This window comes from Variovorax sp. Soil_C_12, assembly GCF_057657375.1.
In genome coordinates this window covers 1-14,020 of the sequence record NZ_JBDGIO010000022.1, presented here as the reverse complement: position 1 = coordinate 14,020, position 14,020 = coordinate 1, and the positions used below count along the sequence as shown (strand labels likewise).

Annotated in this window: 12 protein-coding genes; 4 read left to right on the top strand and 8 right to left on the bottom strand. The window is 68.8% G+C overall.

Annotated elements, in window-relative coordinates; translation table 11 throughout:
• From AC3A6X_RS33680 to AC3A6X_RS33665, 4 genes are read left to right on the top strand one after another with little or no spacing between them, the layout of a single operon-like run.
• Complete coding sequence (locus AC3A6X_RS33680) at positions 1 to 798, top strand: ABC transporter permease (protein ID WP_487846250.1); 798 nt, start codon at positions 1 to 3, stop codon at positions 796 to 798.
• Complete coding sequence (locus AC3A6X_RS33675; protein ID WP_487846249.1) at positions 788 to 1,849, top strand: ABC transporter ATP-binding protein; 1,062 nt, start codon at positions 788 to 790, stop codon at positions 1,847 to 1,849. The genes AC3A6X_RS33680 and AC3A6X_RS33675 overlap by 11 nt, the downstream gene beginning before the upstream one ends.
• Entirely contained in the window at positions 1,846 to 2,667 is an 822-nt protein-coding gene (locus AC3A6X_RS33670; RefSeq protein ID WP_487846248.1) for a phosphodiesterase, read from the top strand. The genes AC3A6X_RS33675 and AC3A6X_RS33670 overlap by 4 nt, the downstream gene beginning before the upstream one ends.
• 35 nt (positions 2,668 to 2,702) lie before the next feature.
• On the top strand, positions 2,703 to 4,361 hold the full coding sequence (locus AC3A6X_RS33665; protein WP_309967247.1) for a Na/Pi cotransporter family protein: 1,659 nt from the start codon (positions 2,703 to 2,705) through the stop codon (positions 4,359 to 4,361).
• Between the two features lie 18 nt (positions 4,362 to 4,379).
• On the opposite strand, the gene AC3A6X_RS33660 is transcribed toward AC3A6X_RS33665, so the two are convergent.
• The 8 genes from AC3A6X_RS33660 to tfpB all read right to left on the bottom strand — a co-directional run bounded on the left by AC3A6X_RS33660 (position 4,380) and on the right by tfpB (position 13,855).
• The gene (locus tag AC3A6X_RS33660) at positions 4,380 to 5,366 is read right to left on the bottom strand and encodes a quinone oxidoreductase family protein (protein ID WP_487846247.1); all 987 of its coding nucleotides are present in this window, start codon (positions 5,364 to 5,366) and stop codon (positions 4,380 to 4,382) included.
• A 110-nt stretch (positions 5,367 to 5,476) separates the two neighbouring features.
• Positions 5,477 to 6,280 carry an SDR family oxidoreductase gene (locus AC3A6X_RS33655; RefSeq protein WP_487846246.1) on the bottom strand — a complete coding sequence of 268 codons (804 nt, stop codon included), beginning with the start codon at positions 6,278 to 6,280 and terminating at the stop codon, positions 5,477 to 5,479.
• A 20-nt stretch (positions 6,281 to 6,300) separates the two neighbouring features.
• The gene (locus AC3A6X_RS33650; protein ID WP_487846245.1) at positions 6,301 to 7,230 is read right to left on the bottom strand and encodes a DMT family transporter; all 930 of its coding nucleotides are present in this window, start codon (positions 7,228 to 7,230) and stop codon (positions 6,301 to 6,303) included.
• Between the two features lie 6 nt (positions 7,231 to 7,236).
• Positions 7,237 to 8,850 (bottom strand): gamma-glutamyltransferase family protein, encoded by a 1,614-nt coding sequence (locus AC3A6X_RS33645; protein ID WP_487846244.1) that lies wholly within the window; start codon positions 8,848 to 8,850, stop codon positions 7,237 to 7,239.
• 4 nt (positions 8,851 to 8,854) lie between these two features.
• Positions 8,855 to 9,829 (bottom strand): tripartite tricarboxylate transporter substrate binding protein, encoded by a 975-nt coding sequence (locus AC3A6X_RS33640; RefSeq protein ID WP_487846292.1) that lies wholly within the window; start codon positions 9,827 to 9,829, stop codon positions 8,855 to 8,857.
• A gap of 92 nt (positions 9,830 to 9,921) precedes the next feature.
• On the bottom strand, positions 9,922 to 11,439 hold the full coding sequence (locus AC3A6X_RS33635) for a tripartite tricarboxylate transporter permease (RefSeq protein WP_487846243.1): 1,518 nt from the start codon (positions 11,437 to 11,439) through the stop codon (positions 9,922 to 9,924).
• Between the two features lie 13 nt (positions 11,440 to 11,452).
• Positions 11,453 to 11,941 carry a tripartite tricarboxylate transporter TctB family protein gene (locus AC3A6X_RS33630; RefSeq protein ID WP_487846242.1) on the bottom strand — a complete coding sequence of 163 codons (489 nt, stop codon included), beginning with the start codon at positions 11,939 to 11,941 and terminating at the stop codon, positions 11,453 to 11,455.
• Positions 11,942 to 12,064: 123 nt separating this feature from the next.
• The gene (gene tfpB / locus AC3A6X_RS33625) at positions 12,065 to 13,855 is read right to left on the bottom strand and encodes a type IV pilus assembly ATPase TfpB (RefSeq protein ID WP_487846241.1); all 1,791 of its coding nucleotides are present in this window, start codon (positions 13,853 to 13,855) and stop codon (positions 12,065 to 12,067) included.
• Positions 13,856 to 14,020 lie beyond the last annotated feature (165 nt).

The window sequence follows — 14,020 nt, the reverse complement described above, 5'->3', positions numbered from 1 at the left end:
ATGCGCAGCACCACACCGCCTGCCCCCTTCCTGCTGACCATCACGGTCCTCGTGAGCCTCTTCATGCTGGCGCCGATGCTGCTGTCGGTCCTGGCCGGCCTGGTCAACAACTACAGCAGCGGCCTGAAGAGCGGCCTGACCCTGCGCTGGCTGCGGGAGGTCTGGGAGGTCTACGGCAGCACCGTCGGCTGGTCCCTCGCACTGGCCACGGGCTGCGTGATCGGCACCCTGCTCCTCGGCGTGCCCTGCGCCTACGCGCTCGCGCGCAGCCGCACGCGCGCGGCGCGCGCCTTCGAGGAGCTGCTGACGCTGCCGGTGGCGGTGCCCGGCCTGGCCACGGCGCTGGCGCTGATCCTGGCCTACGGCCAGCTCACCGCCTTTCGCCAGAGCTTCGCCTTCATCCTGGTGGGCCACGTCGTGTTCACCCTGCCCTTCATGGTCCGCACCGTCTCCTCGGCCTTCCAGCGCGAGGAGCTGCGCGCGCTGGAAGAGGCCGCGCGATCGCTGGGCGCCAACTTCCGCCAGCGTTTCCTCGGCGTGCTGGTGCCTGCCGTGTTCCCGGCCATCGTCGCGGGCAGCCTGATGGTCTTCACGCTGTCGGTCGGCGAGTTCAATCTCACCTGGATGCTGCACACGCCGCTGACCCGCACCCTGCCGGTGGGCCTGGCCGACAGCTACGCCTCCATGCGGCTGGAAATCGGCTCGGCCTACACGCTGGTCTTCTTCATCGTCATCCTGCCGGTCCTGTGGGGCCTGCAATTCCTGGCCCACCAGGTACAGAAACGCCATGGAACATGAGCGCATTCCGGTCGACGCCCAGGGCGTCGCCAAGACCTATGCCGACGGCACGCGCGGCCTCCAGCCGACCACGCTGCATGTGGAGCCGGGCGAGGTGCTCGCGCTGCTCGGCCCCTCGGGCTGCGGCAAGACCACCCTGCTGCGCCTGATCGCCGGGCTGGAGTCGCCCGATGCGGGCGGCCGCATCCTCTTCGGCAGCCAGGAGGTCACCGGGCGGCCGGTGGAGCAGCGCGGCGTCGGCATGGTGTTCCAGAGTTACGCCCTCTTTCCGCAGATGACGGTGGAAGCCAACATCGGCTATGGCCTGCGCATCCGAGGCATCGCGCGCGACGAGGAGCGGCGCCGGGTCGGCGAGCTGATCGACCTGACGCGCCTGGGCGGCCTGGAGAAGAAGCGCCCCGCCGAGCTTTCCGGCGGCCAGCGCCAGCGCGTGGCACTGGCGCGCGCGGTGGCCGTGCGCCCGCGCGTGCTGCTGCTGGACGAGCCGCTGGCCGCCCTCGACGCCAAGCTCAAGGAGTCGCTGCGCGACGAGCTGGCCGAGCTGCTGCGGCGGCTGCACATCACGGCCATTCACGTCACGCACGACCAGCAGGAGGCGATGGCGATCGCCGACCGGCTGGCGGTGATGAGCAACGGGCGCATCGTGCAGATCGGCCGCGGCGAATCGCTCTACCGGTCGCCGCAGCATCCCTTCGTGGCCGAATTCCTCGGCCGCGTGAACCGCCTGCAACGCGGGCCCGAGGCCATCGCGCAAGGCATGCTGCACATAGGCGGCGCCAGCTTCGCCTGCCCTCCCGCGTGGCAGGACCACGGCGCGCTGCTGGTGCGCCCCGAGGACATCGAGGTCGGCGTGCCGCAGGCCGGCTGGGCCGAGGCCCGGGTCGAGCAGCGCACCTTCCTCGGCGACCGCGTGCAGCTGCGCCTGCGCGCCGACGGACAGCCGCCGCTGGTCGCCGACGTGGGCCGCGACAGCGCGTTCCGCGCCGGCGACAGCGTCGGCATCCGCATCGAGCCCGCAAACCTCATGTGCCCGCAGGAGTCCCCCGCATGACCACCTTTCTCGTCCAGCTCAGCGACCTCCACATCCGCGAGCCGGGCCGCCTCGCCTACGGCCGGCTCGACACCGCACCCTATCTGCAGCGCGCCGTGCAATCGGTCCTGCAGCTGCGGCAGCGGCCCGACGCGGTGGTGATCACCGGCGACCTGAGCGACTTCGGCCGCGCGGCCGAGTACAGCCATCTCGCGCAGTTGCTCGCACCGCTTCGGATGCCGGTCTACCTGATGCCCGGCAACCACGACGATCGCGACCAGCTGCGGCGCAGCTTCCCGAACCACGCCTACCTGGGCAGCGAGGGCTTCGTGCAGTACGCGGTACAGGTCGGTGCGCTGCGCCTGCTCGCGCTCGACACCTGCGTGCCCGGCCACAGCCACGGCACCCTGTGCGAGCAGCGCCTCGCATGGCTCGACGACCAGCTCGATCGCCACCGCGGCGAGCCGGTGGTGATCGCCATGCACCACCCGCCCTTTGCCACGCTCATCGGCCACATGGACGAGATCGGCCTGCTCGAAGGCGCCGCCGCGCTCGAAGCCCTGGTCGAGCGCCATCCCAACGTCGAGCGCGTGATCTGCGGCCACCTGCACCGCGCCATCGACGTGCGCTTCGGCGGCAGCATCGCCTCGACCGCGCCCTCGCCCGCCCACCAGGTCGCGCTCGACCTCTCGCCCGAGGCGGCCTCGGCCTGGATGCTGGAGCCGCCGGGCTATCGCATCCACGCCTGGGACGGTGGCCGGCTGGTCACGCACCTGGCCGCCAGCGGCAGCTTCGAGGGGCCCTATCCCTTCCACGAGAGCGGCGCCCTGATCGACTGAGCGCTGATGGCCTGCGCGTATAGTCGTCGCATTCCATGAAGCACCTGTTGAATCTGCTGGCCGCCATCGCGCTGCTGGTATGGGGTACCCATCTCGTTCGTACCGGCGTGCTGCGCGTCTTCGGCGCCAACCTGCGCAAGATCCTGGTGCACAGCATGCGCAACCGCTTCACGGCCGCGCTCTCGGGCATCGGCGTCACGGCGCTGGTGCAATCGAGCACCGCCACCTCGCTGATGACCTCCTCCTTCGTCGGCCAGGGCCTGGTGGCACTGCCGGCCGCGCTGGCCGTGATGCGCGGGGCCGACGTCGGCACGGCGCTGATGTCGGTGCTGTTCTCGGCCGACCTCTCCTGGCTGTCGCCGCTCTTCATCTTCGTCGGCGTGGTGCTCTTCATCTCGCGCGGCTCCACCGTGGCCGGCCGCGTCGGGCGGGTGCTGATCGGCCTCGGCCTGATGCTGCTGGCGCTGCAGCTGGTGGTCGAGGCGACCGGGCCGCTGTTCTCCTCGCCCGCGGTGCTGGAGCTCCTGGCCTCGCTCGCCAGCGACGTGCTGCTGGAGGTCACCATCGGCGCCGTGCTGGCGATCGCGGCCTACTCCAGCCTGGCGGTGGTGCTGCTGGTCGCGGCCATGGCCAGCTCCAACGTGGTGCCGCTGGACGTGGCGTTGGGCCTGGTGCTGGGCGCCAACCTGGGCAGCGGCCTGCTGGCGGTGCTGACCACCGCGAAATCGGCGGTCCCGGTGCGCCAGGTCACGGTCGGCAACCTGGTCTTCAAGCTGCTGGGCGTGGCGATCGCGGCGCCCTTCGTCGGCCTCTACCTGCGCGAGGCCCGGCCCTACATCTCCGACGCAACGCAGCTGGTGGTGCTGTTCCACCTGGGCTTCAATCTCGTCGTCAGCATCGGCTTCATCGGGCTCACCGGCTGGGTCGCGCGGCTGGTGACACGGCTGCTCCCGGTGCCGACCGAATCTCCCGCCATGCAGCGTCCGCGGCACCTCGATCCCTCGGCGCTCTCGACGCCCACGCTGGCGATCTCCAACGCCGCGCGCGAGGCCCTGCACCAGGCCGATGTGGTCGAGACCATGCTGATCGGCATGCTCAAGGTGATCCGCGACAACGACCTGCGCCTGGCCGCCGAGCTGCGCAAGCTGGACGACACGGTGGACGAGCTCTACTCGGCCATCAAGTACTACATGACCAAGATCTCGCGCGAGGCGCTGGGCGAGGAAGAGAGCCGGCGCTGGACCGACATCATCAGCTTCACCATCAACATGGAGCAGATCGGCGACATCATCGAGCGGGTGATCATCGACATCGAGGACAAGAAGATCAAGAAGCAGCGCAGCTTCTCCGCCGCCGGCATGCGCGAGATCGTCGAGCTGCACGAGCGGCTGCTCGCCAACCTGCGGCTCGGCATGAGCGTGTTCCTCAATGCCAACGTGCGCGACGCGCAGAGGCTGCTGGAGGAGAAGGCGCGCTTCCGCGACCTGGAGCGCGCCTATGCCGGCACGCACCTGGAGCGCCTGTCGGAGCAGACTGCCTCCAGCATCGAGACCAGCTCGCTGCACATCGACCTGATCAGCGAGCTCAAGCGCATCAACTCCCACATCTGCTCGATCGCCTACCCGATTCTCGACTCGGCCGGCGCGCTGGCGCGCACGCGCATGCGCGAGTCGCGGCTCGCCGAGATCGAGTGAGCGGGCGGCCCGGCGCGCTCAGAGCGTGAGGATGGTGCAGCCGGTGGTCTTGCGCGCCTCCAGGTCGCGGTGCGCCTGCTGCACGTCGGCCAGGGCGTAGCGCTGCTCGATCGGGATCTTCACCGCGCCGCTGGTCACCGCAGCGAACAGGTCGTCGGCCATCGCCTGCGTGCCCTCGCGCGTGGCAATGTGCGTGAACAGCGTGGGCCGCGTGATGTAGAGCGAGCCCTTGGAGGCGAGCACGCCGAGGTTGACCGGCGGCACCGGCCCCGAGCCGTTGCCGAAGATGGCGAGCAGGCCGAAGGGCCGCAGGCAATTCAGCGAGCCCTCGAAGGTGTCCTTGCCCACCGAGTCGTACACCACCTTCACGCCCTTGCCGCCCGTGATCTCCTTGACGCGCTCGGCAAAGTTCTCGGTGCTGTAGTTGATCGCATGCGCTGCGCCATGGTCCAGCGCCAGCCGGCACTTGGCGTCGGTGCCGGCCGTGCCGATGAGCTGCAGGCCGAGGGCCTTGGCCCACTGGCACGCAATCAGCCCCACGCCGCCGGCGGCCGCGTGGAAGAGGATGAAGTCGCCCGGCTGCAGGCCCTCGGCCGGCAAGGTCTTCTTCAACAGGTACTGCGCCGTCAAGCCCTTGAGCATCATGGCCGCGCCGGTCTCGAAGGAGATCGCGTCGGGGAGCTTGCAGACGCTCTTGGCCGGCATCACGCGCAGCTCGCAGTAGGCGCCGGGCGGCTGGCTGGCATAGGCGGCACGGTCGCCGGCCTTCAGGTGCGTAACGCCCTCGCCCACCGCCTCGACCACGCCCGCGGCCTCCATGCCGAGTTGCAGGGGCAGGGACAAGGGATAGAGGCCGCTGCGCTGGTAGGTGTCGATGAAGTTGAGGCCGACCGCGTGATGGCGGATGCGGATCTCGCCCGGGCCGGGCTCGCCGACCTCCACATCGACGATCTTCAGTTCCTCGGGACCGCCATTGCGGTCGATGCGGATGGCTTGGCTGCGCATGGGTGTTTCCTTCTGTCCGGATGGGCTGGGGGACGCCCATCGTAGTCAGGCTTCGATGTCGGCGCTGGCTGGGGTATTACTCCTTCCCCCAGAGGGCAAGGAAGCAAGCGTCAGTAGGTCCCGGGATACGCCCCGCCATCCGCCAGCACGTTCTGCCCGGTCAGATAACCCGCCTGCACGCTGCACAAAAAAGCACAGATCGCCCCGAACTCTTCGGGCGTCCCGAAGCGCTTCGCCGGAATGTTCTTCTTGCGGCTTTCCCACACGGTGTCGAAGTCCTGTCCCGACTTCTTCGCGGCGCCGGCCATGGTGCCCTTCAGCCGATCGGTGTCGAAGGACCCCGGCAGCAGGTTGTTGAGGGTCACCCCCTTGGCTGCGATCCCGGTGCGCGCCACGCCCGCGACAAAGCCCGTGAGCCCGCTGCGCGCGCCGTTCGAAAGGCCGAGGATGTCGATCGGCGCCTTCACCGAGCTGGAGGTGATGTTGACGATCCGCCCGAAGCCGCGCGCCGCCATGCCGTCGACCGTGGCCTTGATCAGCTCGATGGGCGTGAGCATGTTGGCGTCGACCGCCTTGATCCAGGCCTCGCGGTCCCAGTCGCGGAAGTCACCCGGCGGCGGGCCGCCGGCGTTGGTGACGACGATGTCGAAGTCCTTCTGCAGCGCGAACACCGCGGCGCGCCCTTCGGCCGTCGTGATGTCGGCGGCCACCTGCTTGACCCAGGGCTTGAGGGCGCTCCCGTGGGCCGCGGCCGCCGCCTCCAGCCTCTTCGCCGCCTCCGCCAGTGCCTCGGCGCCGCGCGCCACGATCAGCACGTTGACGCCTTCGCGCACCAGCGCCTCCGCGCAGCCGTAGCCGAGTCCCTTGCTGGCCCCGCACACCAGGGCCGTCTTGCCTGCGATTCCAAGATCCATGATCGATTTCCTTCGGGCGTTCAGCGCCCCATTCGTGTGAAGACAAAGATGCCCGCGATCACCAGCACGGTGCCGGCCGCGATCCATGCGGTGAAGGGCTCGCCGAGGATCAGCACGCCCATCAGGATGGTCGACATCGGCCCGATCATGCCCGTTTGCGCCGCCATCGCGGGCCCGATGCGCTCGATGGCCATCATCACCGCCAGCACCGGCAGCGCGGTGCATACGATCGCGTTGAGCACCGAGAGCCAGATCACCGCGGGCGCCACCAGGAAGGCCGTCTCCACCGGCCGCAGCAGCAGGAACTGCACGATGCACAGCACGCAGGCCACGCTGGTCGCGAGCCCCACCAGGCGCAGCGAGCCGAGGCGCTTGACGCACTCGCCGCTGGCCACGAGGTAGACCGCATAGCTCACCGCGCTCAGGAAGATGAGCAGGGTGCCCCAGGCGGCCGCCGCGCTCTGGCCCAGCTGCAGCTCGTGGCCGAAGACCAGCAGCACGCCGGTGTAGCTGACCGCCATGCCGGCCGCCTGCCAGCGCGTGATCCGCCGGCGCCAGAGGATCCAGCCGAACAACAGCACCAGCGTGGGGTTGAGGTACAGGATCAGCCGCTCAAGACTGGCCGTGACGTAGGCCAGCCCCGCGAAGTCCAGGAAGCTGGAAAGGTAGTAGCCCGAGAAGCCCAGGCCGACCACGCCCATCCAGTCGCGCCGCGTCAACGCCGGCTTGCCCCGCCCGGCCCACCAGGCCATGAGCGCGAACAGCGGCAGCGCGAACAGCATGCGCAGCATGATCAGCGTGACCGCGTCCACGCCGTAACGGTAGGCCAGCTTGACGATGATGGCCTTGCCGCTGAAGGCGATGGCGCCCAGCGAGGCGAACGCCAGGCCGGGCCCGATGCGCTTGTGCGCGTGCGCGGCTCCCGTGGCGGCTACCTGCACGGAAGACATCGGCAATCAGAAACCAGCCGCAAGGCCGTCGCGGCGGGCATCGCTGGCCGCCACATAGCCCTCGACTGCCGGCTCGCCCGCGCGCCAGATGAACTGGCCGGCGCCGAAGTCCTGGTAGGAGTCGTTGATCACCTCGACCTTGTGGCCGAGCGCGCCGAGGCCTTGCACGAGTTCGGGCTTCATCGCCCCTTCGGCGTTGATCTCCAGCCCGTGGTTGAAGCGCCAGCGCGGCGCGTCGCAGGCCGCCTGCGGGTTCTGGGCGTGGTCCAGCATGCGCACCAACGTCTGCATGTGGCCCTGCGGCTGCATATTGCCGCCCATCACGCCGAAGCTCATCACCGGCTGGCCGTCCTTCGTGAGGAAGCCCGGGATGATGGTGTGGAAGGGGCGCTTGCGCGGTTCGACCACGTTGGGGCTCTCGGCATCCAGGCTGAAGCCGTGGCCGCGATTCTGCAGACTGATGCCGAACGAAGGCTCCACGCAGCCGGAGCCGAAGCCCATGAAGTTGCTCTGGATGAAGCTCACCATCATGCCGCTTTCGTCGGCCGCGGTGAGGTAGATCGTGCCGCCCTTGACCGGGTTGCCGGCCTTGAAGTCCTGCGCCTTTTTCACGTCGATCAGTTTGGCACGCGAGGCCAGATACGCGCCATCGAGCATTTGCAGCGGGGACACCTCCATCGACGATGGGTCGGACACGTAGCGGTAGGTGTCGGCGAAGGCCAGCTTCATCGCCTCGATCTGAAGGTGCTGCGAGGCCACCGAGTCGGGTGGCATCGAGGCCATGTCGAAGTTCTGCAGGATGCCCAGCGCGATCTGCGCGGCGATGCCCTGCCCGTTGGGCGGCATCTCGTGCAGCGTGTAGCCGCGGTAGTCCTGCGCGATCGGCGCCACCCATTCCGGCTTCCAGTTGGCGAGGTCGCGCACCTTGAGGTTGCCGCCGTGGGCCAGCGAGAACTTCTCCATCGCCTCGGCGATCTCGCCGCTGTAGAACGCGTCTCCCTTGGTGGCGCCGATGGCCTTCAGCGCGCGCGCCGCGGCCGGAAAGCGGAACAGCTCGCCCACCTGGGGCGCGCGGCCCCAGGGCAGGAAGGCCTCGGCGAAGCCGGGCTGCGACTGCAGGATCGGCGTGGCCGCGGCCCATTTCTGCTGCACCACCGGGGGCACCAGGTAGCCGCGCTCGGCGACCTCGATGGCCGGCGCCATCAGGTCCTCGAAAGGCAGCTTGCCGAAGTGCGCGGACAGCGCGACCCAGCTGCCGACGGCACCCGGCACGATGACGGAGTCGATGCCGCGCTGCGGCGGCGCGGCGGCGTCCTTGCCGTACTTGCGCTGGAAGTACTCGGGCGTCCAGGCGGCCGGCGAGCAGCCGGAGGCGTTGAGCCCGTGCAGCTGCTCGCCGTCCCACAGGATGCAGAAGGCATCGCTGCCCAGGCCGTTGCTGACCGGCTCGACCAGGGTCATCACGGCCGCGGTGGCGATGGCGGCATCGACCGCATTGCCGCCCTGCTGAAGGATGCGCAGGCCGGCCTGGGCGGCCAAGGGGTGCGAGGTCGAGACGACGTTGCGGGCGAAGACCGGGATGCGGGTCGAGGTGTAGGGGTTGGTGTAGTCGAACTTCATGGCTTCAGTCGCTGATGATCTTTCGTTCGGTGATGATCTTCTTCCACTTGGCGGCATCCTGCGCCACCATCGCGGCGAACTGCGCGGGCGTGCCGGTGGCGGGCGCGATGCCCAGCCTGGAGAGCTTGTCGCGCACCTCGGGGTCGCTCACCGCCTCGTTGGCCGCGGCATTGACGCGCGCCACCAGATCGGCCGGAAGTGCCTTGGGCCCATAGAGGCCGAACCAGGTGTTCGACTCGAAGCCCGGCAGCACGTCGGCGATGGCCGGCAGCTCGGGCGCCAGCGGGCTGCGCTGCAGCGAGGTCACGCCCAGCGCGCGCAGCCGGCCGTCGCGCACGTGCGGCATGCCGGTGGGCAGCGCGTCGAAGAGCACGTCGATCTTGCCGCTGATCAGGTCGGGGATGGCCAGCGCCGTGCCCTTGTAGGGGATATGCGTGACGAACACGCCCGCCTGCGCCTTGAAGAGCTCCGCCGTGAGCTGCACGATGGTGCCGTTGCCGCTGGAGGCGTAGTTGAGCTTGCCGGGGTTCTTCTTCGCGTACTCGATCCATTCGCGCACCGTCTTCGCCGGCGAGCTGTTGGGCACCAGCATGATGCTGGGCGCATCGCCTACATGCGCGATGGGCGCGAAGTCGCGCACCGTGTCGTAGGGCAGCTTCGCATTGATCGCGGGGCCGATCGAATGCGTGCTGGTGGTCGCCAGCAGCAGCGTGTAGCCGTCGGCCGGCGCCTTGGCTGCGAGGTCGGAGCCGATGGCGCCGCCGGCGCCCGGCTTGTTGTCGACGACCAGCGTCGTGCCCAGCTTCTCGCCCATCTTCTGCGACAGGGTGCGCGCGAAGAGATCGGTGGCGCCGCCTGCCGGGAAAGGCACGATCAGGCGGATCGGCTTGCCCGGCCAGGCCTGCTGCGCCCACGCGGCGGGCAGGGCCGCTGCACACAGCGCCAGGGCCCCGGCGCGAAGGAGAGAGGATATTTTCATATTCATGGGTTCGATTTTGACGCTTCGGCGCCGGGGCCGCTCAAAAGCAAAACGGCACCCGAAGGTGCCGTTCGAACCGCGGGGGACCGCGCTCAGGCTTCTTCCTCGTGGAAGGCCTCCTCGCGTTTGGACTTCACCGCCGGCAGCAGCACGATCACGACCATCAGCGCGGCGGCGACCAGCAGGCCGGCCGAGATGGGCCGCGTGACGAACACGCTCCACGAGCCGCGCGACAGCAGCAGCGCGCGCCGCAGGTTCTCTTCCATCATCGGCCCCAGGATCAGCCCCAGCAGCAGTGGCGCCGGCTCGCAGCCCAGCTTGATGAACAGGTAGCCCACGATGCCGAAGATCGCGACCATCCACACGTCGAAGGTGTTGTTGTTGGTCGAGTACACGCCGATCGCGCAAAACAGCACGATGGCCGGGAACAGCCAGCGGTAGGGAATGGACAGCAGCTTGATCCAGATGCCGATCAGCGGCAGGTTCAGGATGATCAGCATCAGGTTGCCGATCCACATCGAGGCGATCAGGCCCCAGAACAGCTCCGGGTTGCTGGTCATCACCTGGGGGCCGGGCTGGATGTTGTGGATGGTCATCGCGCCGACCATCAGCGCCATCACCGGGTTCGGCGGAATGCCCAGCGTGAGCAGCGGGATGAAGGAGGTCTGCGCGCCGGCGTTGTTGGCCGCCTCGGGGCCCGCGACGCCGCGGATGTTGCCCTTGCCGAAGGGAACCTCACCGGGCTTGAGCTTCATCTTCTTCTCGAGCGTGTAGGCCGCGAAGGCCGACAGCAGCGCACCGCCGCCGGGCAGGATGCCGAGGCAGGAACCGAGCGTGGTGCCGCGCAGCACCGCAGGCGTCATGCGCTTGAAGTCCTCCTTGGTGGGCCACAGGTTATGCACCTCGGACGTGAAGACCTGGCGCTCTTCTTCGGGACGCGAAAGGTTGGAGATGATCTCGCCATAGCCGAACACGCCCATCGCGATCACGATGAAGCCGATGCCGTCAGTCAGCTCGGGGATGTCGAAGCTGTAGCGCGCGACACCCGAGTTCACGTCGGTGCCGACCAGGCCGATCAAGAGGCCCAGCACGATCATGCAGATCGCCTTGAGCAGCGAGCCCGAAGCCAGCACCACGGCGCCGATCAGGCCCAGCACCATCAGCGAGAAGTACTCGGCCGGGCCGAACTTGAAGGCCAGTTCGGTCAAGGGCGGCGCGAAGGCGGCCAGGATCAGTGTGCCGACGCAGCCGGCGAAGAAGGAGCCCAGGCCGGCCGCTGCGAGCGCGGCCCCTCCTCGTCCCTGCTTGGCCATCTGGTGGCCGTCGATCACCGTGACGACCGAGGACGATTCACCCGGCAGGTTGACCAGGATGGCGGTGGTGGAGCCGCCGTACTGCGAGCCGTAGTAGATGCCGGCCAGCATGATGAGCGCGGCCACCGGCGGCAGCGCGTAGGTGGCCGGCAGCAGCATGGCGATGGTGGCGACCGGGCCGATGCCCGGCAGCACGCCGATCAGCGTGCCCAGCAGGCAGCCGACGAAGGCGTAGATGAGGTTCTGCAGCGTGAAGGCCGCGGTGAACCCGATGGAGAGATTGTTGATGAGATCCATGACGCTGTCGCTCTTAGCCGGTGATGAAGGTGGGCCAGACCTGGAACTGCAGCTTGAGCAGGACCACGAAGGCGACGTAGCTGCCCACCGCCAGGATGGTGGCGAGGATCAGGCTGGACCGGATGTGGTAGTGCTCGCCCGCGAGGCCGGCGATCAGCACCAGGGCGTAGATGGCGGCGATCAGGCCCATGGCCGGCAGGCCGATGCTGGGCAGGCCGCCCAGCAGGATGCCGAAGACGAGGTTGGAGCCGATGATGTAGCCCAGCGGACGCCAGGCGATGCTGCCCACCGGCTCGCCGTCCACCGTCTCGATGGTCAACGCCGTGAAGATCACGATGACCCCCAGAACGCCCAGCAGGATGCCCAGCATCAGCGGAAAGTAACCCGGCCCCATGCGGGCGCCGGTGCCCACGCTGTAGGTCGTTGCTCCCCATGCGAAGGCAATGCCGACGACGGTGAACATCAGACCCGCAAAAAAGTCCCTTTGACTTTTGATCTTCACGAACTGTCCCCTCGAAAATTTTCGAACAGGCGATTGTGGGGTCAGCTTGTGGTCAGGATCGATGTGGATACCACTAAACGTGAAGCTAGGGTTTCCCCGGGGCGCGGTGCGGCGCGCACGGCCCTATTCGAGCGGCGGCGTGGCGCTCAGGACTTCGTCGACGGTGGTCAGCCCTTCGGCCACGCGCAGGGCGCCGGCCAGGCGCAGCGGCCGCATGCCGTCCGCCACGGCCTGGTGCCGCAGCGCCCCCACGTTGGGCTCCTTGTCGACCAGGGTCTTGAACGGTTCGCTGACGGTGAGCAGCTCGTAGAGACCCATGCGGCCGCGGTAGCCCGTCATGCGGCAGTCGACACAGCCGACCGGCTTGTAGGCGCGCACCGAGCCGGTGATCTGCCAGGGCTTGACGAAGGCGCCGAGCTGCTCGCGCGTGACGCTCTCGTCAGGCACCTTGCAATGCGGGCACAGGGTGCGCACCAGGCGCTGCGCCAGCACGCCGAGCATGGTGGCGTTGATCAGGTAGTTGGGCACGCCCAGCTCCATCAGCCGCGTGATGGCGCTGGGCGCATCGTTGGTGTGCAGGGTGCTGAAGACCAGGTGGCCAGTGAGCGCGGCCTGCACCGCCATCTCGGCGGTGGCGAGGTCGCGGACCTCGCCCACCATGATGATGTCCGGGTCCTGCCGCATCAGCGCACGCAGGCCCTCGGTGAAGCCGAAGTCCAGCTGCGGCTGCACCTGCGTCTGGTTGAAGGAGGGCTCGATCATCTCGATCGGGTCCTCGATGGTGCTGACGTTGACCTCCTCCGTCGCCACCCGCTTGAGCGTTGAATAAAGCGTGGTGGTCTTGCCCGAGCCGGTCGGCCCGGTCACCAGGATGATGCCGTGCGGCCGCGTCACCAGCTGCTCCCAGCGCTGCGCGTCGTGCTGCGCGAAGCCCAGCGCGTCGAGGTCCTTGACCGCGGTGTCGGGGTCGAAGATGCGCATCACCATCTTTTCGCCGAAGGCAGTGGGCAGCGTGGACAGGCGCATCTCGACCTCGTCGCCGCGCATGTTGCGGGTCTTGATGCGGCCATCGAGCGGGCGGCGCTTCTCCACGACGTCCATGCGGCCCAGCAGCTTGATGCGCGAGACCATCGCGTTCATCACGCCCATCGGCATCTGGTAGGCCGGGTGCAGCACGCCGTCGATGCGGAAGCGGATCACGCCCTGCTCGCGCCGCGGCTCCAGGTGGATGTCGCTGGCGCGCTGGTCGAAGGCGTACTGCCACAGCCAGTCCACCACCTGCACCACGCTCTGGTCGTTGGCATCGAGCTGCTTGTTGCTCTTGCCCAGCTCGACCAGCTGCTCGAAGCTCGCGCTGCCCGCGTTGCCGCCGGCCTTCTGCGCCGCGCGCACCGACTTGGCCAGCGAGAAGAACTCGGCCGTGTAGCGCTGGATGTCGGTCGGATTCGCGACCACGCGCCGCACCGGGCGCCGCGCCTGCCGCTCGACCTCGGCGATCCAGTCAGTGAGGAAGGGCTCGGCGGTGGCCACCACCACCTCGGCCGGCGTGACCTGCACCGGCAGCACCTTGTGCCGCTCGGCATAGGCGGCGCTCATGGTGTCGGCCACCTTGCCGACGTCGACGCGCAGCGGATCGATGCGCAGATACGCGAGCCCGGCGCGGCCGGCCAGCCATTCCGTCAGCATCTCCAGGTCGAGCGGCTTGCCGTCGCCCTGGCGCGTCATCGCCACGTTGGCCAGCCGCACCAGCGGCGGCTGCCGGCTCTCGGCCTGGGCGCAGCGTGTCAGCGTCCGCTTGGCCTCCTCGGGCGAGATCACGCGATCCTTGGCGAGCCACTCGATCAGGTGCCGCAGGTTGAGCGGCCCTTCGTGGCGGGCAGCGGTAGCGGAGGCGGGAGAAGTCACGGCGCTCATCGGTCGGCCAAGGGCCTGTCGACACATGAATCACCCCCGCGCCGGGGCGGCAAGGGGTGCAGGGCTAGGCGCGGGCCGCAGCCCAGGCTGGCCGCCTGGGCAAGGACCGCAACGACGCCCTGCGCCCCTTGCCGCCCCGGCCCTTCGGGTGGGGCCCCAGAGAGG